This is a genomic window from Paracoccus homiensis (genome assembly GCF_900111675.1).
Lineage (GTDB): Bacteria > Pseudomonadota > Alphaproteobacteria > Rhodobacterales > Rhodobacteraceae > Paracoccus > Paracoccus homiensis.
The window spans coordinates 106,745-129,030 of record NZ_FOHO01000003.1 but is presented as its reverse complement, the minus strand read 5'-3'; the positions used below and the strand labels follow the sequence as shown (position 1 = coordinate 129,030).

The following is a 22,286-nucleotide window of genomic DNA, read 5'->3' as shown; positions in this document are numbered from 1 at the left end:
TTTTTGCAAAACGCTTTTGTCATCCTTCCTCTTTCGGCGGCATTTCCGCAAGGCTATGTTCACCACAACCGCTGCAAGGAGGATGCAATGAAAGAGATTCACCACTGGATAGACGGCAAGGAAGTCGCCGGCAAATCGGGTCGCTATTCCGACATCTACAACCCCGCCACCGGCGAATTGCAGGCCCGCGTCGCTCTGGCCACCGCGGACGAACTGAACGCCGCCATCGACAGCGCCGCCCGCGCGCAGGTCGGCTGGGCTGCCACCAACCCGCAGCGCCGCGCCCGCGTGATGATGAAGCTGGGCCAGCTGATCAACGAGAACATGGACAAGCTGGCCGAGCTGGTCAGCCTTGAACATGGCAAGACCCTGCCCGACGCCCGCGGCGATGTGCAGCGCGGTCTGGAAGTGATCGAGGTCTGCATGGGCGCGCCCGCCATGCTGAAAGGTGAATTCACCGACAATGGCGGGCCGGGCATCGACCTTTATGCCATGCGTCAGCCGCTGGGTGTCGTTGCCGGCATCACGCCCTTCAACTTTCCCGCCATGATCCCGCTGTGGAAAATGGGTCCGGCGCTGGTGTCGGGCAACGCCATGATCCTGAAACCGTCCGAGCGTGTACCCTCGACCTCGCTGATGCTGGCCAAGCTGGCGCAAGAGGCCGGGTTGCCCGATGGCGTTCTGCAGGTCGTCAATGGCGACAAGGAAACCGTGGACGGGCTGCTGGATCATCCCGAAATCCAGGCCGTCGGTTTTGTCGGCTCGACCCCGATCGCGCAGTATATCTATGGTCGCGCGGCCACGAACGGCAAACGTGCGCAGTGCTTTGGCGGTGCCAAGAACCACATGCTGATCATGCCCGATGCCGATCTGGACAAGGCCGCCGACGCGCTGGTCGGTGCCGGTTTCGGTGCGGCGGGCGAACGCTGCATGGCGATCTCGGTCGCGGTGCCGGTCGGTCAGAAGACCGCCGATGCGCTGATCGAAAAGCTGGTTCCGCGGATCGAGGCGCTGAAGGTCGGGCCCTACACCTCGGGCGATGATGTCGATTTCGGCCCGGTCATCACCCAGGCCGCGAAGGACCGGATCGAGGGCTTGATCGAATCGGGCGTCGAAGAAGGCGCGAAGCTGGTCGTCGATGGCCGTGGCCTGAAGATCCAGGGCTATGAGAACGGCTTTTTCACCGGCCCCAGCCTGTTCGACAACGTGACCCGCGACATGCGGATCTATCAGGAAGAGATTTTCGGCCCGGTCCTGTCGACCGTCCGCACCGACAGCTATGACGAAGCCCTGCAGCTGGTCATGGATAACGACTATGGCAACGGCACCGCGATCTATACCGCAGATGGCGACACCGCCCGCGATTTCGCCAGCCGTGTGAATGTCGGTATGGTCGGCATCAACTTCCCGATCCCGGTTCCGCTCAGCTATTACAGCTTTGGCGGCTGGAAAAAGTCGGCCTTTGGCGACCTGAACCAATACGGCCCCGACGCCTTCCGGTTCTACACCAAGACGAAAACCGTGACCCAGCGCTGGTTCTCGGGGATCAAGGAAGGTGGCGAATTCAACTTCAAGGCCATGGACTGATCCGGGCCGGATGACTGCCCGGAAGGGGCCGCGGTCCATGCGATCGCGGCCCTTTTTTCATTGGCTAGACCAGCTTCGCGGGGATCAGCCCGCGCAGCGCGTTGCCCATCACCATCCCGCCTGCACGAAGATCGTCCAATGTGATCGCGGCTTCGACCGCCTGCCCGGTGTCGATCAGATGCCGCCGCAGGACGCCGGGCAACAGCCCCGCCGACAGGGGTGGCGTCAGCAGGCGTCCTTCGCGTCGCAGGAACAGATTGGTGATGCTGCCTTCGCATGGGGTGCCATCATCGTTCAGCAGCAGCACCTCTTCCACGCCGTCGGGCATGCGGGCGCGCGCCGCATCATAGACGGGGCGATGCGAGGACTTGATCCGCAGCCAGGGATCGTCGCGACGCAGGCGCAGCGGCGACAGCGCCACCCGCCATTCGGGCGGGTTCGGCGGCAAGGGATGGCAGGTCAGATCAGGCCGCCCCGTGGCATCGACCGTCAGACGCAGGCGGTGGGGCTGACCCGTCGGCAGGCCCCGCAACAGGGCCATCAGGCGCGTCTCATCCAGTGCAAAGCCGACGGCGATGCAGTCACGGCGCAGCCGGTCCAGATGCAGCGACCACAGATGGATGCTGCCATCCGCCGCGCCGCGCATGGTTTCGATGATGGTCAGCCCGTCGGGGACAGGCTGAGGAATGCGGATTTGCACAACGCCTCCTCCCATTCGCTGCCGGCGCGGCTGTCATGGGTGATGCCGCCCCCGACATTCAGGCGCAGCCGTCCGGGGGCTGTCACGACCGGGCTGCGAATGGCCACGCTGAACCGCATCGGCCCCGCCGGATCGACCCAGCCGATGGCGCCGCAATAGACGCCCCGGGGCTGTTCTTCCAGTTCGGCGATGATCTCCATCGCGCGGATCTTGGGGGCCCCGGTGATCGAGCCGCAGGGAAACAGCGCCTGCAGGATATCGGCCAGCGCGGCATCGCCCCTCAGTCGGCCCTCGACGGTCGAGGTCATCTGGTGGACGGTGGCATATCCCTCGATCTTGAACAGCTGAGGGACATGGACCGTGCCCGGCAGGCAGATGCGACTGATGTCGTTGCGCAGAAGATCGACGATCATCAGGTTTTCGGCGCGGTCCTTTTCGGACGCCAGCAGCGCCCGCGCTGCAGCCTGATCCTGCGCGGGGTCGGGGTGACGCGCCGCCGTACCCTTCATCGGCCGGGTCCGGATGCGGCGATCCGCGTCGACATCGAAAAACAGTTCCGGGCTGCGCGACAGAACGACCGGCCCGCCCAGATCGACAAAGGCCCCCTCGCCCACCGGCTGCCGCGCGGCCAGCGCCGCATACAGCGTCAGGGGATCGCCCTGAAATTCGGCCTCCATCGGGAAGGTCAGATTGATCTGATAGGTATCGCCCGCCTCGATATAGCGATGGACCGCCGCAATCGCCCGGTCATAGCGGTCGCGCGACCACAAGGGACGCGGTGCCGACAGGGCGACGCCCGCGGGCGCGGGCAGATCGGGTGCGGGTCGCGGGGCATCAAAGACCCCGAACAGGATCAGCGGCACATCCCGGTCCGGCGGCATCAGCCCGGCCAGACGCGGGGTCAGCGCATGACCCAGTTCGTAGGAGACATAGCCCGCAAGCCAGAACCCCTCGTCCCGCGCCTGCTGCAACGCCCGCATCGCGTCGGGCAGGTCCGCCGCATCATCGGCGCGGATCATCCGACGCGGCGCCTGAAACAGCGTGCCGGACCCCAGCGGGCCGCGATCGAACCGGATCTGCGGGGTCACGTCTTGACCTTTGCCTTGGCCGCCAGATCGCGGGCGATGGCGAAGCTGCCCTTGATCCGGTCGGCATCGGATGCCCAGTCACGCCGCAGCACGATCTTGTTGTCGGTGACTTTCGCCATGCCGTGCTGATCGGACAGGAATTCGACTAGCCCGGCGGGATTGGGGAACTTGTCGTTGTGGAACTGCACCGTCGCGCCTTTCGGCCCCGCATCCAGCCGCGAGATATTCGCCCGCTTCGCCATCGCCTTGATGCGTATGACCAGCAGCAGGGTGTTCACCTCGCGCGGCAAGGTGCCGAAACGGTCGATCAGTTCGGCGGCAAAGCCCTCTAGTTCGACCTTGGTGGTCAATTCGGCCAGACGGCGATACAGGCCCAGCCGCACATCCAGATCGGGGATATAGCTTTCGGGGATCGTCACCGGCACCCCAAGGTTCAGCTGCGGCGCCCATTCATCCTCGGGCGTGCCCTCGATCTCGCCGGATTTCAGCTTGGCGATCGTTTCTTCCAGCATCTGCTGATACAGTTCGAACCCGACCTCCTTGATATGGCCGGATTGTTCTTCGCCCAGCAGATTGCCGGCCCCACGCAGGTCCAGATCCTGCGAGGCAAGGTTGAAGCCCGCGCCAAGCCCGTCGATGCTGCCCAGGAATTTCAGCCGGCGCATCGCCTGCGGGGTCAGCGGCTGGCGCGGCTTGGTGGTCAGATAGCAATAGGCACGGGTCTTGGAGCGGCCCACCCGCCCACGGATCTGATACAGTTGCGACAGGCCGAACATATCGGCACGCCACACGATCATCGTGTTCGCCGTCGGAATATCCAGCCCCGATTCCACGATCGTCGTCGCCAGCAGAACATCATGGCTGCCGTCGTAGAACGCGTTCATCCGCTGATCCAGATCGCCCGCCGCCAATTGGCCATGCGCGGTGATGAAGCTGATTTCCGGCATGTTTTCGGTCAGCCAATGTTCGACATCGGGCAGATCGGACAGACGCGGCACCACGAAAAAGCTTTGCCCGCCGCGGTATTTCTCGCGCAGCAGCGCCTCTCGGATGGTGACGCTGTCGAATTCGCTGACATAGGTGCGGATCGCCAGACGGTCGACCGGCGGCGTGCCGATGACCGACAGATCGCGCACCCCGGTCAGCGACAATTGCAGCGTGCGCGGAATCGGCGTCGCGGTCAGGGTCAGCACATGGATGTCGCTGCGCAGCTCTTTCAGGCGTTCCTTGTGCGCCACGCCGAAATGCTGTTCCTCGTCGATGATCAGCAGGCCCAGATTCTTGAAGCGAACCTGCTTGGCCAGGACCGCATGGGTGCCGATGACGATATCGACACTGCCATCCGACAGACCGCTGCGGGTCTGGGTGGCATCCTTGGCGGTCACAAAACGCGACAGCGGGCGGACATTGATCGCGGTTCCGCGAAACCGTTCGGCGAAAGTCTTGAAATGCTGACGGGCCAGCAGCGTCGTCGGCGCGACAACGGCGACCTGCATCCCCTGACTGGCGGCGATGAAGGCCGCGCGCATCGCAACCTCGGTCTTGCCGAACCCCACATCGCCCACGACCAGACGATCCATCGGGCGACCCGCGGCCAGATCCTCGGCCACATCCTCGATCGCGGCCATCTGGTCGTCGGTTTCGCTATAGGGGAATCGCGCGGCAAATGCCTGCCAGTCGTGATCTTCAGGCTCCAGCACCGGGGCGGGCCGCAGCAGGCGTTCGGCCGCAATGCGCATCAGCTTGTCCGCGATCAGCTTGATGCGTTCCTTCAGCCGTGCCTTGCGGGCCTGCCATGCCCCGCCGCCCAGACGGTCCAGCATGCCCTCTTCATGGCCATAGCGCGACAGCAGTTCGATATTCTCGACCGGCAGGAACAGGCGATCGCCGCCCGCATATTCCAGCGCGACGCAATCATGCGGCACGCCGGCGGCGGTGATGGTTTCCAGCCCGGTATAGCGGCCGATCCCGTGTTCGACATGCACCACCAGATCGCCGGGGGTCAGGCTGGTCGTGTCCTGCAGGAAATTCTCGGCGCGGCGACGTTTCTTCGCGCCCCGGATCAACCGGTCGCCCAGCACATCCTGTTCCGAGACGACGGCAATGGCACCCATCGCCTGCCCTTGGGCGACGAAGCCTTCATCCAGCGGCCAGACCGCCAGACCGACCGTGCCCGGCTTGGGGGGCAGATCGCGGATATCGGTGATCGACTGCAGGCCGCCCAGACCCTCATCGATCAACAGCCCGGTCAGACGTTCGCGCGCCCCGTCCGAGAAACAGGCCAGCACCACCCGATGATCCTTGCCCAACGCCCGCACATGATCGGCAAGCGCCTTGAACAGGTTGATGGATTCCGCCTGACGTTCCGGTGCGAAATTGCGCCCCGGTCGCCCGCCCGCATCCAGAACACCCGGCCCCGGCGGCTGCGCCAATGCTGACAGACGCAGGACGCGATGCCCCGACAGCCAGCGATTCCATTCGTCCTCGGGCGGGAACATCAGATCGACGGGCACGGGCTTATAGACGGTGTCGCTGCGCCCCTTGGCGGCCAGGGCGGCGCGGCGGGCCTGAAACTGTTCGCCGATCATCTCGCGGCGGGCATCCGCGACCTGCCCGATATGATCGTCCAGAACGACCGATGCCGATGGCAGATAATCGAACAGGCTTTCCATCCGGTCGTGAAACCACGGCAGCCAATGTTCGGTGCCCGCCATCTTGCGTCCGGCGCTGACGCCTTCATACAGCGGATCATTGGTGCCGCCGCCATATTCGGTGCGATAGTTCTGGCGAAAGCGGGTGATCGCATCTTCGTCCAGAATGACTTCGGACATGGGGGCCAGTTCGACCCGGTCCAGTTTCTCGGTCGTGCGCTGGCTGACCGGATCGAAACGGCGCGCGCCGTCCAGAACGTCGCCGAACAGATCCAGCCGGACCGGCCCGCCCTCGCCCGGCGGAAAGATGTCGATGATGCCGCCGCGAATGGCGTAATCGCCCGGCTCGGTCACGGTGGGCGACTGCACAAAGCCCATGCGCACCAGAAATTCGCGCAGGCCCGCTTCGTCGATGCGATCACCGACCGCGGCGGCAAAGCTGGCCCGTGTCACGACATCACGCGCGGGCACCCGCTGCATCACCGCGTTCAGCGTGGTCAGCAGGACAAAGGGCCCCTTGATCGCCCCCTGCGCCAACCCGGCCAGCGTCGCCATGCGCGCGGCCTGCACCTCGGGCGCGGGCGAGACGCGGTCATAAGGCGTCGTGTCCCATGCCGCAAAGTCCAGCACGACCAGCCCCGGCGACAGGAATTCCAGCGCGGCGCGGGTCGCCACCATCCGGCGGTCGTCGCGGGCGACATGGATCACGGGCTGGCCCCGCGCGGCCTCGCGCGCGATCAGGGCGGCGTCATAGCCCTCGGGGGCACCGGAAAGGATCAGCTGTTCGGACATGATGCGTCAGGTAAAGCGCGAATGATCGGAGTCAAGGCTTACAGCCCATTGGGATGCATCAGGGCGTGGATCATGCCCCAGAACGCGGCAATCGCGACTGCCAGAACCGACAGCAGCGTCACGAAACGGCGATGCCAGACAAGGCGGCGCACGGCCTCGGCCCCCACCTGCCCGACCGGTTGCAGACCGGCCTGCCCGTCCTGCAACAACGGGATCAGCCGCCGCGCCAGACGCAGCCGCATCAGAAACAGGACCAGGAAGGGCAACAGCAGCAGGACCAGCGCCTGTGCCATTTCCAGATCATAGCCAAAGCCCAGCACCGCAAGCGATGTCAGGACAAAGGCGCAGATGCCCAGAAACACCGCCCCTTCGCGCGGCGCCACATGCCAGCGCGGCAGGCTCAGCGACAGCCAGTCCAGCAGCGTCAGCACGGGTTGCGATTCCGGCTGCCCGGCCCGTTGCGCGTGGCGGGCGCGGGCCAGCACCTCGGACGGGATGCCGATGACATTGCGCCCTGCGGTGGACCACATGCCCACCAGCACCAGCCAGAACCAGATCGACCCGAATGACCGGTTGTCGAGAAAGGCGATCACTCCGTCGAATTGCGGCACGCGGTGGCTTCCTTGTCCTTCGTCGCGCGCGACCTTAGAACGGGCGCAGGCAAAGGAAAAGCGCTGCGGCGTTTTTCGGTTCCGCCACAAAAGGATGCCCAGACATGACCAGCCCGATCATCGCCCCCTTTCCCGCCTCGCGCCTGCGCCGTCTGCGCCGCACCGAAAACCTGCGCGCGATGGTCAGCGAGGTGAACCTGACACCCGCAAACCTGATCTGGCCGATCTTCGTGACCGAGGTCGCGGGCGCCGAGGGCGAGATCGCGTCGATGCCGGGCGTCGATCGCCTGACGCTGGACGGGGCACGCCGCGCCGCCGAACGGGCCGCGCGGCTGGGCATTCCGGCGATCTGCATCTTTCCCCATTCCGATCAGGATCTGAAAACCGAAACCTGCGAACGCGCCTGGGACCCCGACAATATCGGCAATCAAGCGATCCGCGCGATCAAGGAAACCGTGCCCGAACTGGCTGTGATGACCGATATCGCGCTGGATCCCTATAACGCCAACGGCCATGACGGGATCGTCGTCGATGGCGAGATCCTGAACGATGAAACCGTCGAGGCGCTGGTCAGGATGGCGCTGGCGCAGGCCGAGGCCGGGGCCGATATCCTTGGCCCCTCGGACATGATGGACGGCCGGATCGGTGCGCTGCGCACCGCGCTTGAGGCGCATGGCCACAAACACACGGCGATCCTGTCCTACGCGGCGAAATTCGCCAGCGCCTTCTATGGTCCGTTCCGCGACGCGGTCGGCGCGTCGGGGCGGCTGGTCGGCGACAAGAAGACCTATCAGGTCAATCCCGCCAATCGCGGCGAGGCGCTGCGCTGTGTCGCGCGCGATCTGTCCGAAGGTGCGGATATGGTCATGGTCAAGCCGGGCATGCCCTATCTGGACATCTGCCGCGCGGTGAAGGACGAATTCGGCGCCCCGACCTTTGCCTATCAGGTCAGCGGCGAATACGCGATGCTGGAAGGTGCCATTCGCAATGGCTGGCTGTCGCGGGACGCGATGATGGAAAGCCTGCTGGGCTTCCGCCGCGCGGGCTGTGACGGGGTTCTCAGCTATTTCGCGCCCATGGCCGCCGAAATGCTGGCGTGACGGCGGCGTCTGACGTATCGTGACGCGCAACGGGCCAACCGAAGCCCCGACAAGCGCAAAGAGGCGACAAATGAGCAATTCCAATACCATGACCCGCCGTGGCCTGTTGGCAAGCGGTGGCGCGATGCTGGCACTTGCGGGTTGCAGCAACGCGGTCGGCACCAATGCGGCCTCGCAGCTGGACGCCCGTGTCGATCAGACCCACCAATATCTGATCCAGAATTACCCCTCGGCCCAGCCGCTGGTGCAGAACGCCCGTGGCGTGCTGTACATGCCCCTGATGACCGAGGCCGCCTTCGGCGTCGGCGGGGCCTATGGTCAGGGCGCGCTGCGCATCAACGGCGCAACGGTGGATTACTATTCCGCCGCACAGGCGACCTTCGGCTTTCAGGCAGGGGCACAGCAATACGCGCATGTGCTGATCTTCCAGACCGATGCCGCGCTGGCCGCGTTCCGCGCCGCGCCGGGCTGGGTTGCCGGGGCCGATGCCTATTACGCCATTCCGGCGCGCGGGATGTCGCTGGGGGCGGATACGATCACCGCACAGCATCCGGTCGTCGCGATGATCTTCGGCCAGTCCGGGCTGATCGCGGGCGCCGCGATCGAGGGGACGAAATACACCCGCGTGATCCCCTCGTCGCTGGGAATCTGATCGGGAAACCCGATCGCGTCAGGCGGATGTCAGATGGCGCAGCCCATGCGTCACATCCGCCCGCACCGCAAGGCGCAGGGCCGGTTCATCCCCGGCCCGCAGCGCCGCAAGAATCATCCGGTGATGGCGCGGCGGCTCGTTCCGGCGCACCCGCCCGTACAGCGCCCGCATCGTCGGGCCCAGCTGCAACCAGATGGTTTCCAGCATCGCCAGCATCAGGGGTGCCTGCGCCCGCAGATACAGCATGCGGTGGAAATCCAGATTGCAGCGGATATAGCCGACGGCGTCATGACGCTCGACCGCGTCCGCGATCTGGCCATTGACGCTGGCCAGCCGGTCGATCAGCGCGAAATGCGCCCGAGGCAGGGCGCGGGCGGCCAGTTCAGGTTCAATCAGGGCGCGCATCGCGGCCAGTTCCTCGATACGTTCATCCGACAGTTCCGGGGTCGCCATGCGCCCCGACCCCGACATCGCCAGCGCCCCTTCGGCGACCAGACGGCGGACCGCCTCGCGCGCGGGGGTCATCGACACATGATATTCCTGCGCCAGCCCGCGCAGGGTCAGCGCCTGTCCGGGCGGCACTTCGCCCAGCATGATGCGGCTGCGCAAACTGCGATACAATGCCTCGTGGGCGGCGGGGTCGGCGGGGCGAATGGCGGTCATGCACCGTCTGTGATCACAAACGGCCCGCGCGTCAATCGCGGAAACGCCATGCCTGCAATGCACTGCCATTCTGCCGCAGCCAGTCGCGCTGCGGGCGATAGTCGGGCATCAGCCGGCCGACCTGTGCCCAGAAGCGCGGCGAATGGTCCATATGGGCCAGATGCGCGACCTCATGCGCGGCGACATAGCGCAGCACCACGGGCGGAGCCATCGCCAGCCGCCAGGAAAACATCAGCCGCCCTTCGGAATTGCAACTGCCCCAGCGCGACCGCGTGTCACGCAGCGCCAGCACGGTATAGGGCCGCCCCAGCGCGGCGCTGTAATCATCGCAGGCGCGGCGCAGGCGGTCATGGGCCAGATGTTTCAGAAAGGCCTGCACCACGACCCCCACGGGTTTGGCGTGGGGGATCAGCAGCGATGGCCCCTGCACCGTCACCGCGCGAACCTGCGACGGCGTGATCGTCAGGCCCTGCCCCTCGATCGGGATCACCGCGCCCGGGATGACGGTCTGTGCCACCTGCTGACGCGATGTGGCCCGCAAAAGCCAGTCGCGCTGCCGTTCGGCAAAGGCGCGCCCTTCGGACAGGGTGACATGATGCGGCAGGGTCAGGACCGCGTCGCCACCCGCCCGCGGCACCCGCAACGTCATGCGCCGGGCCCGCGCCGACCGGCGCAGCGCGATGCGAATTCCGCCCTCAATCGTGATACTGTCCGACACCGCTCTTGCCTTGCTTGCGCTGGACTGCCAGATAAAGCCTTTGACACCTCCGGGCCGCTGTGGCAGGGGGTCGCCGGATTTCCTAAACGCGGCGGAAGGAGAATACCATGCCCAAAGAGGAATGGGGCACGAAACGCCTGTGCCCGCATTGCGCGACGCGCTTCTACGATTTGAACAACAACCCGATGACCTGCCCCGCCTGCGGACAGCAGATGACGCTGGAAAGCTTCAACGAAGGTCGCGGCAAAGCCCTGGTCAGCGAAAAGACCTCGTCGAAATCCAGCAAGGATAACGATGATCTGGTCGATGACGACGATGATCTGGACAACAACAGCAACGATCTGGACGATGATCTGCTGGATGATGACGACGATGACGACAACGTGTCGCTGGACGACATCGCGGATGTCTCGGACGACGACGAAGACTGATCACGACGCCGGCGCCCCCATCGGGCGCCGTTTGTCTTTGCGCACAAGGATATCGCGACAATGAGGCCATCGACCCTGAACCGGCTTGCGCCCAGCATGCGCAGCGTGTTGCGGATCGTCGCGGCGCTGATCTTCATGGCGCATGGCACGCAGAAGATCCTTGGCTATCCGGCCAGCGACATGAACCCGGCGATGTTCTCGCTGTCCTGGGTGGCCGGAATGATGGAACTGATCGGCGGCGCATTGCTGGTGGTCGGGCTGTTCTCGCGCCCGGTGGCCTTCCTGCTGTCGGGGCAGATGGCCGTGGCCTATTGGATCGCACATGCCCCGCAAGGCCCCTTCCCCGCGCTGAATGGCGGCGATGCGGCGATCCTTTACTGTTTCGTGTTCCTGTATCTGGTCTTTGCCGGACCCGGACCGATCAGCCTTGACGCAATCCTGCGGCGGGACCGCTAGCGACAGCGCGAATCACATGTGACATGAAACCGCCGCGCACCGATCGGGTACGCGGCGGTTTGCATATGGGCCGCGTCAGTCCACGACCTCGGGTTCGACTCCGATCGCGTTGCACAGCGACCGGAACCGCGACAGCGCGACCTCGCCCAGCAGGCGCCGCCCCATGCCGGTCAGCTTCAATTCCAGCACGCTGCGTTTCTTACGGAAGGTCAGTTCGCCTGCATCGGCGGGATCGTCGATGGCGAACATCGCGCCGAACCGCATCGCCTTGCCCAGAATCTCGGCCTCGCGGATCTGATCTTCGGACAGCAACGCGAACAGCGGCGCCATCGGCGATTTCGCGCGACTGTTCTTGTAGCGATGCAGCAGCGCCAGCCCCAGGAATACCCGTTCGGGGTGGCTAAGCGCGGCCATGTTGGCGCGGGTCACATTGTCGAAACAGGCCTCGGCCCGGTAATCGGGATGCGCGCGCCATGTCGTGTCATGCAGCAGACAGGCCGCCTGCACCAGTCGATCCTTTTCGGGCGGCAGATCGGGAAACAGCGGCAGCAGGAACTGATACAGCTTCTTGCCAAAGCCCGGTATCCGCGCCATCTGCCGTTCGGAAAACCGCGCCGCCTCGATCAGCGGGTCGCGTTTGCGCAGGCGATCCGACATATGTTCGTACAGCAACCCTTCGCGGATCCCATAGCTGGACACGTTCAGCTCTTCGGGTTTGAAGGTCGCGATCAGCTCGGCCAGAACCTGCGAGGCCAGGGGCACAAGCTCCATCCGCGATGAGGAAATGCCGACCCGGCCGCGCAGGTCGTTCAGATCGTTCGAGGCGATCCAGCCGATGGTGTCAGCCACGGCCTTCGGCGTCATCTGGTATTCGTGCAGCACCGTCATCGGGTAATCGCTGCGTTCCATGTCCAGACGCGCGATGGCCCGCCAGGACCCCCCGACCAGATAGATCCGCCTGTGATCGGTGCCGACTTTCTCGGCCAGTTCGGACATGATCCTTGCGATATGATCGCGCAGACCGGATTTGCCGCCCTGCACCTGCTGCAGACGGAACGGCCCCAGTTGCGAGGTCGCCCGCTTGCCGACCTTGCCGTTCGAGACGACCGCAAGCTCCATCGAGTTGCCGCCGATATCGCAGACCAGCCCCTCGGCTTCGGGCCAGCCCAGCAGCACGCCCTGCGCCGACAGTCGCGCCTCTTCCTCGCCATCGATGACCAGCATCTTGATGCCGGTTTCCCGTTCGACCCGTTTCTGAAATTCGGGACCGTCCTCGGCCTCGCGGACGGCGGCGGTCGCCACGCAGGTCAGCGGTTCGATATCCATGCCCTTGGCCAGCGCGGCAAAGCGGCGCATGGCGTCAAAGCCCCGTTCAACCCCCGCGGGGTTCAGGCGGCCGGTGGTGGCCATGTCCTGTCCCAGACCGGCCATGACCTTTTCATTATAGAAATACGCGGGCGATCGTGCGGCCCCGTCGAAGACCACAAGCCGGATCGAGTTCGACCCGACATCCACGATCCCGACGCGCGACAGGGCGCGTTTGGGAAGCTTTTCAAGAAAGCCGTCCTTCAAGGGCTCGACTGTCTTGCCGGTGGAGGTGCGGACACCGTTCATTCCTGAGCCTCCTGCTTTCGCATCGCGGGCGTCATGCGACAATCCACGCCTTGGGTCAATCCGCGGAATGCATCAGCGCCGGCACATCACGCGCCCCGGCGGTCCCGCGACCGGACAATGAAGGGTTCTCCATGAAGAACCGGTGACAGTTGAAAAGATCCTCTTGGCCATCGGGCAGATAGCGCACGAAACGCCCGTCGGGCTGCAACAACCAGCTTTGCGCCTCATCAGCCATATTGGCGGCCATGATCTGACTGGTGATCTGGGCTTTCACGGTTTCGTTCACGCATTCGACCAGCGTTTCCACCCGCCGGATCAGGTTGCGCCCCATCCAGTCGGCCGAGGAAAAGAACACCCGCGCCTTTTTCGACGGCAGGCCGTGACCGTTGCCGAAACAGACGATCCGCGAATGTTCCAGATAGCGCCCGACAATGGATTTTACTCGAATATTTTCAGACAAGCCCTTGATTCCTGGCCTGATTCCGCAAATTCCACGAATGACGAGGCTGATCTTCACCCCCGCCTGGCTGGCCGCATACAGCGCATCGATCACATCGCTGTCGATCAGCGAGTTCATCTTGGCCCAGATCGCACCGCCCCGGCCCTGACGGGCAAATTCGGCCTCGCGCGCGATCAGCGACAGCAGCGTATCCTTCAGATCGATGGGCGCGATCGCAAGGTTTTCAAGACCCTCGGGCTGCACATAGCCCGACAGGTAGTTGAACACCTTGGTGGCGTCGCGCCCCAGCGCGGGATCGCAGGTGAACATCGACAGATCGGTATAGATCCGCGCGGTGATCGGGTGGTAGTTGCCCGTGCCGTAATGGGTATAGGTCACCAGGCTGTCGCCTTCGCGGCGCACGACCGTGCTGATCTTTGCATGGGTCTTGTAATTGACGAATCCATAGACGACATGCGCCCCGGCCCGTTCCAGCCGACGCGACTGACGGATATTGGCAGCCTCGTCGAACCGCGCCTTCAGTTCGACCAGCGCGGTCACCGACTTGCCGGCCTCGGCCGCCTCGCACAGCGCTTCGACGATGGGGCTGTCGCGGCTGGTACGGTACAGTGTCTGCTTGATCGCCAGAACATCGGGATCGCGGGCCGCCTGCTGCAGAAAGCGCACGACCATGTCGAACGTTTCGTAGGGGTGATGCAGCAGCATGTCCTTTTGGCGGATCGCGGCGAACATGTCGCCGTGGTGATCCTGCACCCGTTCGGGCACGCGCGGGGTAAAGCCCGGCCACAGCAATTCGCGGCGATTGTCCAGAACCAGTTCGCGCAGATCGGCCATGCCCAGCAGGCCCTCGACCTCGATCACCTCATCGGGGGTGACTTCAAGTTCTTCCATGATCAGGCGGCGCAGACGTCCCGGTGCGCCGCTGGTGATCTTCAGCCGGATGACGCTGCCACGGCGGCGACGTTTCAACGCGGTCTCGAATTCGCGGACAAGATCCTCGGCCTCTTCCTCGACCTCAAGATCGCTGTCGCGCAGCACGCGGAACGCGCAATGGCCCGCATCGCGATAGCCCGGAAACAGGCTGGACAGATGCATCAGCAACAGTTCTTCCAGCCGCAGGAAACGCTGCCCGCCCGGCAGCGGCACGAATCGCGGCAATTGCGCCGGGATCGGCAGCAATGCCTGCATCTGCTTGCCATCCGTTTCCCGCGCCAGTTCCAGCGCAAGCGAAAAGCCCGCATTCGGGATGAAGGGAAACGGGTGCGCCGGGTCGATTGCCAGAGGCGACAGCACCGGCAGCACGTTATTGTCGAAATAGCCGTGCAGATAGGCCTCTTCGGCGCGTGTGATATTGCTGCGCGACAGGATCATGATGCCATGATCCTCCATCTCGCGGCGCAGGCGGTTCCAGACGCCCTGCTGGGCACCCATCAACCGCCGCGCGTCGGCGTTGATCAGGCTAAGCTGTTCGGCAGCGGTCAGCCCATCTGCCGAAGGGGTGGTGTTTCCCTCGCGGACCAGTTCACGCAGACCGGCGACGCGCACGGTGTAGAATTCGTCCAGATTGGTCGCGCTGATCGACACGAAGCGCAACCTTTCCATCAGGGGGACACGGGGGTTGCGCGCTTCGTCCAGCACCCGCCAGTTGAAGGACAGCCAGCTGAGTTCGCGATTGAAGAAACGTGCCGGGCCTTCGGGCACCCCCCCGGGCAGTTCGACGGGTTCGGGAAACGGGTTACGAAGAAAATCGGCTTTCGTCATCGTTCTGGATACTGGCTTTCACTAGGGCCGCAACAGCGGAAATCATGCGTCACTTTCGGACAGGCTGTCCAGAAGATCGGCGGCGATACGTCGGGTTATGGGGCTTTTGTCGGCCATCGCGGCACGGTCCATCGCGGCCACAAGCCTGCGCGCCAGCCCAAGGTCGCGATCCATGTGCAGCACCAGCCAGTCGATCAACCCGGCAGGCACCGAAATCTGGCGGTCTGCGAACAGCTTGACCAGCACCGCGGCCAGCAGCCCTTCGTCCGGCGGGCCAAGCCGCACCTGCGGCATCGCATCCATCCGCGACCGCAGATCGGGCAGCACAAGCCCCCAGTCGCGCGGCGGGGTCCGGGCGGTCAGCAGCAACAGGCAATCGCGCGCGCCGCACAGGTTCCACAGGTGAAACAGCGCCTGCTCCGCGCCTGCAGCGAAACCCGCGTGATCCGCATCCTCGATCACCAAAGCGCCGCCCTCGGCCACCAGCAGATCGGCGGCGTCGGGGCGCAGGCTGGCCGCGGACATCCGGCGCGCCCCGTTCTCGGCGGCCCAGAACGCGGCCAGATGGGTCTTGCCCGCGCCCTCGGGGCCGATCAGCAGCATCCGCCCCGAAGGCCAGACCTGCGGCTGATCCAGTGTCGACAGCGCGGCGGCATTGGCCGCGGCGGGCAGGAAATCGCCGCGCGAATGCGCGGGTGGCGTAGTCAGGTCAAGGGTCAGCTGACGAGACAGGATCACGCCGTCACGTCCTCCTTGGCGGTGCTGCGGGAATGGCGCCTTGCCCGGCAAGGTACTGCGATTGGTCGGCGACGCGGCGCGCCTCGTCCAGTTCCGCCTGCAAGGTGCCGCGCGGGGCCAGTTCCACCCGCAGCGGCAGCGGCGGGTCGGCGGGCATCGACTGGCCGGTGTAAAGCGCGCTGGCGCGATACCGCTCGATCAGGAAACGCGCCAGAACGCCAAGTGCCGCGGCCAGCGGCACGGCCATCACCATCCCCGCAAAACCGAACAATGCACCGAATACCGACAACGCAAGAAGCAGCCAGACAGGGTGCAGCCCGACATGGCCGCCGACGATCTTGGGTTGCAGATAGTTTCCCTCGACCACCTGTCCGGCGGCAAAGATCGCGACGACGGCGCCGATCCACAGCGGATCGCCCCAGAAGCTGAACAGCGCGACGCCGATCGCGGTCAGCCCGCCGATCAGCACGCCGACATAGGGAATGAAGGACAGCACCGCCGCCATGATGCCGATGAAGAACCCGAAGGGCAGCCCCACCAGCATCAGCGCGACCGAATACCAGGTGCCCAGAATCAGGATCACCAGCCCCTGCCCGCGCAGAAACCCCGACAGGGCCGAGTCGATCTCGGATGCCAGGCGGCGGACGGTCGGCGCGTGTTCGCGCGGCAGCAGGTCGTCGATCTGGGCGACCATGCGGTCCCAGTCCAGCAGAAGATAGAATGCGACGACCGGCACGATCACCAGAATCGCCACCGCGCTGATCACCCCCCCGACCGAGCTGAGGATGGTCTGCGCCACCCCCTGCCACTGATCGCCCATCGCCTTGCCCAGATCGGTCAGCGCGGCACCGACGGTGCCGCCCTCGGGCAGGAATTCGGGAAAGCGCGAGGTCGTGAAGGCCCGCGCCTGTTCCAGCATCTGGGGCGCGGTTTCGATCAGGGCGGCGGCCTGACGCACCAGCGTCGGCACCACCAGCAATGTCACGGCGGCAAAGATCAGCACCGTTCCGAAGGTGATCACCACGACCGACATCGTGCGCGACAGACCCGCGCGTTCCAGGCGGTCGGCCACAGGGTCCAGCAGATAGGCAACGCCCGCGCCAAGGATGAAGGGCAGGATCGCCTGCCCCAGCAGCCACATCGCAATCAGCAGCCCAAGGCCCCCGACACCCCACCAGATCAATTGCTTGCGCACCGGCATATGCATCGTGGACCGCCCCTGTCACCTGTTCTGACACTATGTGACGGCTTGGCCGTGCCGTTGCAAGAGTTGGCAAGGCCCGGCCACCGCCCCGCCGCGCGGCTTGCTTGCCGGGATGCGGTGGCCTACACGGGGCCAAACGCTTTGATGAGGCCCCCATGCGTCTGTCGCGCTATTTCCTTCCCGTCCTGAAAGAAGACCCCAAAGAGGCGCAGATCGTCAGCCACCGGCTGATGCTGCGCGCGGGGATGATCAAGCAACAGTCCGCAGGCATCTATTCCTGGCTTCCGCTAGGCTTCAAGGTGCTGCGCCGCATCGAGCAGATCGTCCACGAGGAACAGATCCGCGCCGGGCACATCCCGTTGCTGATGCCGACGCTGCAATCGGCCGACCTGTGGCGCGAAAGCGGTCGCTATGACGATTACGGCGAAGAGATGCTGCGCATCAAGGACCGCCACAAGCGCGACCTGCTTTACGGCCCCACCAATGAAGAGATGATCACCGACATCTTCCGCAGCCATGTGAACAGCTACAAGGATCTGCCCCTGACGCTGTACCACATCCAGTGGAAATTCCGCGACGAGATCCGCCCCCGTTTCGGCGTGATGCGTGGCCGCGAATTCCTGATGAAGGACGGGTACAATTTCGACCTGACCAAGGAGGACGCGCTGCACGCCTATAACCGGCATCTTGTCAGCTATCTGCGCAGCTACGAACGCATGGGCCTGCAGGCGATCCCGATGCGCGCCGATGGCGGCCCGATCGGCGGCGATTACACGCATGAATTCCTTGTGCTGGCCGAAACCGGCGAATCCGAGGTGTTCTATGACAGCCAGATCACCGATCTGACCTTCGGCGACCGGCAGATCGACTATGACGATCACGCCGAATGTCAGGCCGTGCTGGAAGAATTCACCAGCCGCTATGCCCGCACCGACGAAACCCATGACGAGGCGATCTTCGCTGACGTCCCCGAGGATCGCCGCCGCACGGCACGCGGCATCGAGGTCGGCCAGATCTTCTATTTCGGCACCAAGTATTCGGAACCGCTTGGCGCGACGGTCGTCGGTCCCGACGGGGCGCGCGTGCCCGTCCACATGGGCAGCCACGGCATCGGTGTCAGCCGCCTTCTGGGCGCGATCATCGAGGCGAACCACGACGACAAGGGCATCATCTGGCCCGAAGGCGTGACCCCGTTCCATGTCGGGATCGTCAATCTCAAGCAGGGCGACGCCTCGACCGACAGCGCCTGCACCGCGCTTTATGACGAGATGGTCAAGAACGGGTTGCAGCCGCTGTATGACGATCGCGACGAACGCGCGGGGGCGAAATTCGCCACGATGGATCTGATCGGCCTGCCCTGGCGCATCACCGTCGGGCCGCGCGGCCTGGCCAGCAACAAGGTCGAACTGACGAACCGCCGCAGCGGCGAAACCGTCGAGATGTCGCCCGCCGAGGCCGTTGTCCGTCTGGCCGACATCTATGCCCCGGTTCTTGCCGCGGCCCTGCCGACCGTATGATACGGGTGCTGCGACTGATCGCGGCGGTGGCCTGCGCCGCCGCCCTGTCGCAGTTCCCCGCCTTTACCGATCAATATGTCCAGCGGCTGGGCGGGCAGGTCGATGCGTTGACCCTGGTCGCCACGGAATTCGACGCCAGCGCGCGCGCCGCGGGACTGGACCGGGATCAGGCGCTGGCCGATCTGTCGGCCAGCCGCTTTCAACAGGCCCATCGCGCCGATCTGATCCGCGCGTTCCAGCGTCTGGACCATGCCCGCGCCGATCTTCAGATGCTGCGCATCGCCGGGCCGCTGGAACGGCTTTTGCTGCCTCACAGGATGCGCGACCTGCCCACGCTTGCGGCCACATGGGGCGATTTCAGCCCCGCGCTGCCGCTGACCGCATCCGGCCTGATCGCGGCGCTGATCGGCCTGGCGCTTGGCTGGGTGCTGACCGGATTGGCCGGCCTGCCCTTTCGGCGCCCGCAGGAACGGCTGGGTTGGCGTTAGGCGCATGCCTGAAACGCCGCATGTGCAGCCAAAACCTGTCCAGAAAGCCATAAAGACGTAACGATAAGCTGCTTTTCTTTTGAGCAGACCGCTTCTAACGTGCGCGCAGGACATTGTTCCAACTGGGAGACAAGATCATGAAAAAATTCCTTCTCGCTACCGCCGCCGGTGCCCTGCTGGCGGGCGCCGCCAGCGCCGAAGACATCAAGCTGGGCATCTCGCTTGGCTTTACCGGTCCGCTGGAATCCATGGCACCGGCCATGGCGAAGGGCGCCGAGATGGCGATGCAAGAAGTCAACGACTCGGGCCTGCTGATGGACGGCACGACCGTCGTTGCCGTGCAGGGCGATTCGACCTGCGCCGACGCCGCCGCCGCCACCGCCACGGTGGAACGCCTGATTACCGCCGAGGGCGTGAAGGGCATCGTCGGGGGCATGTGCTCGGGCGAGACGATCGCCTCGCTGGAAAACGTGGCGAAGGCCAATGGCATCGTGATGATCTCGCCCTCGGCGACGTCGCCCGCGCTGACCACGATCGAGGATAACGGCCTGTTCTTCCGCACCTCGCCTTCGGATGCGCGTCAGGGCGAAGTCATGGCCGATATCGTGCTGGAAAAAGGCATCAACTCGGTCGCCGTGACCTATACCAACAACGATTACGGCAAGGGTCTGGCCGACAGCTTCCAGGCCGCGTTCGAGGAAAAGGGCGGCAACGTCACCGTCAACAGCGCCCATGACGACGGCAAGGCCGACTATTCGGCCGAGGTCGCGGCACTGGCCGCCGCCGGGGGCGACGCGCTGGTCGTGGCCGGATATGTCGATCAGGGCGGTTCCGGCGTCGTGCGCGCCGCACTTGATACCGGCGCCTTCGAAACCTTCGTGTTCCCCGACGGCATGGTCGGCAATGCCGTGGTCGAAAACTTTGGCGACGAAATCGAAGGCAGCTTCGGTCAGAACCCCGCCGCCGAAGGCGAAGGCCGCGAAACCTATCTGAAGATGGCCGAAGAGGCCGGATTCGACGGTTCGGGCGCCTTCTCGGCCGAAGCCTATGACGCTGCCGCGCTGATCCTGCTGGCCATGGCGGCTGCGGATTCGTCGGATCCCGCCGTCTACAAGGACAAGGTGATGGATGTCGCCAACGAGCCGGGCGAAAAGATCATGCCGGGTCAGCTGGCCAAGGCGCTGGAAATCATCAATGGCGGTGGCGATGTCGATTATGTCGGCGCAGCCGCGGTCGAACTGGTCGAGCCGGGCGAAACCGCCGGCACCTTCCGCGAAGTCAGCTTCGAGGGCGGCGAAATGAAGGTCATCGGTTATCGTTGATTGACCTGACATGATCTCGGCCCGGCACCCGGATGTGGCGCCGGGCCATTTTTCAATCATAACAAGCCGCGACAGCGGCCACGTTTTGCCCGATACTGGGCCAAGACGGGGATGTAACGCATGATAAAGGTCGAAGACCTTCACCGACATTTCGGCGGGTTCCGCGCCGTTGACGGGGCCAGCCTGACGATCGAGACCGGCTCGATCACCGGGCTGATCGGCCCCAACGGCGCCGGAAAGTCCACGCTGTTCAACGTCATCGCGGGCGTGCTGCCCCCCACATCGGGGCGCGTCATCATGGACGGCCAGGACATCACCGGCCTGCCCCCGCATCAACTGTTCCACAAGGGCCTGCTGCGGACATTCCAGCTGGCCCATGAATTCGCCAGCATGACGGTTCGCGAAAACCTGATGATGGTGCCCGGCCAGCAGACCGGCGAGACGATCTGGAACACCTGGTTCCAGCGCGGCCGGATCGAACGCGAAGAGGCCGAACTGCGTCGCAAGGCCGACGAGGTTCTGGATTTTCTGACCATCAGCCATCTGACCCACGAAAAGGCCGGCAATCTTTCGGGCGGTCAGAAAAAGCTGCTGGAACTGGGCCGCACGATGATGGTCGATGCCAAGATCGTCTTTCTGGACGAGGTCGGCGCGGGCGTGAACCGCACGCTGCTGGGCACCATCGCGGACGCCATCCTGCGCCTGAACCGGGAACGCGGCTATACCTTCTGCGTGATCGAACATGACATGGATTTCATCGGCAAGCTGTGCGACCCGGTGATCGTCATGGCCGAGGGCAAGGTGCTGGCCAAGGGCAGCGCCGCCGACATCATGCAGAACGAAGAGGTGATCGAGGCCTATCTGGGCACCGGTCTGAAGAACAAGGACATGGTGGGCGCATGAGCGATCAGGATCAGGCCTTTGGCAATCGCGGCAACCGCGACGCCTCGGTCGTCAACCCGCATGGTCGGGGCACGATCGACGGCACCAGGCGTTCAGGCAGCACTGGTCCGGGCCGCGCGGGCGACCCGTTCCTGATCGGCGAGGCGATGTCGGGCGGCTATGGCCGTGGCCCCGACATTCTGCATGACTGCACCATCGCCGTCGAAAAGGGCCAAATCGCGGTCATCGTCGGGCCGAACGGCGCCGGCAAATCGACCGCGATGAAGGCCATCTTCGGGATGCTGAACCTGCGTCAGGGCAGTGTCCGCCTGAACGGGCGCGACATCACCGCGCTGAACCCGCAGGACCGGGTCAAGGCGGGCATGGGCTTCGTGCCACAGGTCCACAACATCTTCCCGTCGATGACGGTGGAAGAGAACCTTGAAATGGGCGCCTTCATCCGCAACGACGATATCCGCCAGACCCTGGAGCAGGTCTATGACCTATTCCCCGCCGTCGCCGAAAAGCGCCGTCAGGCGGCCGGCGAATTGTCGGGCGGCCAGCGTCAGCAGGTGGCCGTGGGCCGCGCGCTGATGACCCGGCCACAGGTGCTGATGCTGGACGAACCAACCGCGGGCGTCAGCCCCATCGTCATGGACGAGCTGTTCGACCGCATCATCGCCATCGCCCGCGGCGGATTGCCCGTGCTGATGGTGGAACAGAATGCCCAGCAGGCGATGATGATCGCCGACAAGGCCTATGTGCTGGTTCAGGGGGCCAATGCCCATACCGGTACCGGCAAGGAACTGATGGCCAATGACGAGGTGCGCCGCACCTTCCTGGGGGGCTGA

At 64.7% G+C, this 22,286-nt stretch carries 20 protein-coding genes; 10 read left to right on the top strand and 10 right to left on the bottom strand.

Going from position 1 to position 22,286, the window contains the following annotated elements; translation table 11 throughout:
• The first annotated feature begins 87 nt into the window (after window positions 1-87).
• Entirely contained in the window at window positions 88-1,587 is a 1,500-nt protein-coding gene (locus BMX67_RS05250; protein ID WP_090733071.1) for a CoA-acylating methylmalonate-semialdehyde dehydrogenase, read from the top strand.
• Between the two features lie 64 nt (window positions 1,588-1,651).
• Here the strand turns inward: BMX67_RS05250 and BMX67_RS05245 are convergent, their stop codons facing one another.
• From BMX67_RS05245 to BMX67_RS05230, 4 genes are read right to left on the bottom strand one after another with little or no spacing between them, the layout of a single operon-like run.
• On the bottom strand, window positions 1,652-2,287 hold the full coding sequence (locus BMX67_RS05245) for an aminotransferase class IV (protein WP_175479822.1): 636 nt from the start codon (window positions 2,285-2,287) through the stop codon (window positions 1,652-1,654).
• Window positions 2,248-3,375: an aminodeoxychorismate synthase component I gene (locus tag BMX67_RS05240; protein WP_090733068.1), complete on the bottom strand. Its 1,128-nt coding sequence runs from the start codon at window positions 3,373-3,375 to the stop codon at window positions 2,248-2,250. The genes BMX67_RS05245 and BMX67_RS05240 overlap by 40 nt, the downstream gene beginning before the upstream one ends.
• Window positions 3,372-6,818 (bottom strand): transcription-repair coupling factor, encoded by a 3,447-nt coding sequence (gene mfd / locus BMX67_RS05235; protein ID WP_090733066.1) that lies wholly within the window; start codon window positions 6,816-6,818, stop codon window positions 3,372-3,374. The genes BMX67_RS05240 and mfd overlap by 4 nt, the downstream gene beginning before the upstream one ends.
• 38 nt (window positions 6,819-6,856) lie before the next feature.
• On the bottom strand, window positions 6,857-7,429 hold the full coding sequence (locus BMX67_RS05230) for a hypothetical protein (protein WP_090733064.1): 573 nt from the start codon (window positions 7,427-7,429) through the stop codon (window positions 6,857-6,859).
• A 104-nt stretch (window positions 7,430-7,533) separates the two neighbouring features.
• Here BMX67_RS05230 and hemB point away from each other — a divergent pair, with 104 nt between their 5' ends.
• A complete protein-coding gene (hemB, locus tag BMX67_RS05225; RefSeq protein ID WP_090733061.1) occupies window positions 7,534-8,529 on the top strand; it encodes a porphobilinogen synthase in 996 nt (331 codons plus the stop codon).
• A gap of 70 nt (window positions 8,530-8,599) precedes the next feature.
• Window positions 8,600-9,181 (top strand): lipid-binding SYLF domain-containing protein, encoded by a 582-nt coding sequence (locus BMX67_RS05220; RefSeq protein ID WP_090733059.1) that lies wholly within the window; start codon window positions 8,600-8,602, stop codon window positions 9,179-9,181.
• 18 nt (window positions 9,182-9,199) lie between these two features.
• Here BMX67_RS05220 and BMX67_RS05215 read toward each other — a convergent pair whose 3' ends face one another.
• Window positions 9,200-9,844 carry a GntR family transcriptional regulator gene (locus tag BMX67_RS05215; RefSeq protein ID WP_090733057.1) on the bottom strand — a complete coding sequence of 215 codons (645 nt, stop codon included), beginning with the start codon at window positions 9,842-9,844 and terminating at the stop codon, window positions 9,200-9,202.
• Window positions 9,845-9,875: 31 nt separating this feature from the next.
• Window positions 9,876-10,562: a M48 family metallopeptidase gene (locus BMX67_RS05210; protein WP_245739206.1), complete on the bottom strand. Its 687-nt coding sequence runs from the start codon at window positions 10,560-10,562 to the stop codon at window positions 9,876-9,878.
• A 107-nt stretch (window positions 10,563-10,669) separates the two neighbouring features.
• Here BMX67_RS05210 and BMX67_RS05205 point away from each other — a divergent pair, with 107 nt between their 5' ends.
• Both BMX67_RS05205 and BMX67_RS05200 read left to right on the top strand, forming a co-directional pair.
• Window positions 10,670-10,993 (top strand): TIGR02300 family protein, encoded by a 324-nt coding sequence (locus BMX67_RS05205; protein WP_090733056.1) that lies wholly within the window; start codon window positions 10,670-10,672, stop codon window positions 10,991-10,993.
• 60 nt (window positions 10,994-11,053) lie between these two features.
• Window positions 11,054-11,449, top strand: a complete 396-nt coding sequence (locus BMX67_RS05200; RefSeq protein WP_090733054.1) for a DoxX family protein — start codon at window positions 11,054-11,056, stop codon at window positions 11,447-11,449.
• A 75-nt stretch (window positions 11,450-11,524) separates the two neighbouring features.
• Here BMX67_RS05200 and BMX67_RS05195 read toward each other — a convergent pair whose 3' ends face one another.
• Genes BMX67_RS05195 through BMX67_RS05180 form a run of 4 tightly spaced genes read right to left on the bottom strand, consistent with a single transcriptional unit; the run spans window position 11,525 to window position 17,229 of the window.
• Complete coding sequence (locus BMX67_RS05195) at window positions 11,525-13,063, bottom strand: Ppx/GppA family phosphatase (RefSeq protein ID WP_090733053.1); 1,539 nt, start codon at window positions 13,061-13,063, stop codon at window positions 11,525-11,527.
• A gap of 55 nt (window positions 13,064-13,118) precedes the next feature.
• Window positions 13,119-15,284 carry an RNA degradosome polyphosphate kinase gene (locus BMX67_RS05190; RefSeq protein ID WP_090733051.1) on the bottom strand — a complete coding sequence of 722 codons (2,166 nt, stop codon included), beginning with the start codon at window positions 15,282-15,284 and terminating at the stop codon, window positions 13,119-13,121.
• A 42-nt stretch (window positions 15,285-15,326) separates the two neighbouring features.
• A complete protein-coding gene (locus tag BMX67_RS05185; protein ID WP_342707901.1) occupies window positions 15,327-16,022 on the bottom strand; it encodes a P-loop NTPase family protein in 696 nt (231 codons plus the stop codon).
• A gap of 4 nt (window positions 16,023-16,026) precedes the next feature.
• Complete coding sequence (locus BMX67_RS05180) at window positions 16,027-17,229, bottom strand: AI-2E family transporter (RefSeq protein WP_090733050.1); 1,203 nt, start codon at window positions 17,227-17,229, stop codon at window positions 16,027-16,029.
• A 152-nt stretch (window positions 17,230-17,381) separates the two neighbouring features.
• Here BMX67_RS05180 and proS point away from each other — a divergent pair, with 152 nt between their 5' ends.
• From proS to BMX67_RS05155, 5 genes are all read left to right on the top strand, one after another.
• The gene (proS, locus tag BMX67_RS05175) at window positions 17,382-18,743 is read left to right on the top strand and encodes a proline--tRNA ligase (protein WP_090733049.1); all 1,362 of its coding nucleotides are present in this window, start codon (window positions 17,382-17,384) and stop codon (window positions 18,741-18,743) included.
• A gap of 5 nt (window positions 18,744-18,748) precedes the next feature.
• On the top strand, window positions 18,749-19,231 hold the full coding sequence (locus tag BMX67_RS05170) for a DUF2937 family protein (protein WP_217645786.1): 483 nt from the start codon (window positions 18,749-18,751) through the stop codon (window positions 19,229-19,231).
• A gap of 137 nt (window positions 19,232-19,368) precedes the next feature.
• Window positions 19,369-20,553 (top strand): ABC transporter substrate-binding protein, encoded by a 1,185-nt coding sequence (locus BMX67_RS05165; RefSeq protein ID WP_090733046.1) that lies wholly within the window; start codon window positions 19,369-19,371, stop codon window positions 20,551-20,553.
• A gap of 120 nt (window positions 20,554-20,673) precedes the next feature.
• Entirely contained in the window at window positions 20,674-21,456 is a 783-nt protein-coding gene (locus BMX67_RS05160; RefSeq protein WP_090733044.1) for an ABC transporter ATP-binding protein, read from the top strand.
• The gene (locus BMX67_RS05155) at window positions 21,453-22,286 is read left to right on the top strand and encodes an ABC transporter ATP-binding protein (protein WP_090733042.1); all 834 of its coding nucleotides are present in this window, start codon (window positions 21,453-21,455) and stop codon (window positions 22,284-22,286) included. Before BMX67_RS05160 ends, BMX67_RS05155 begins: the two co-directional genes overlap by 4 nt.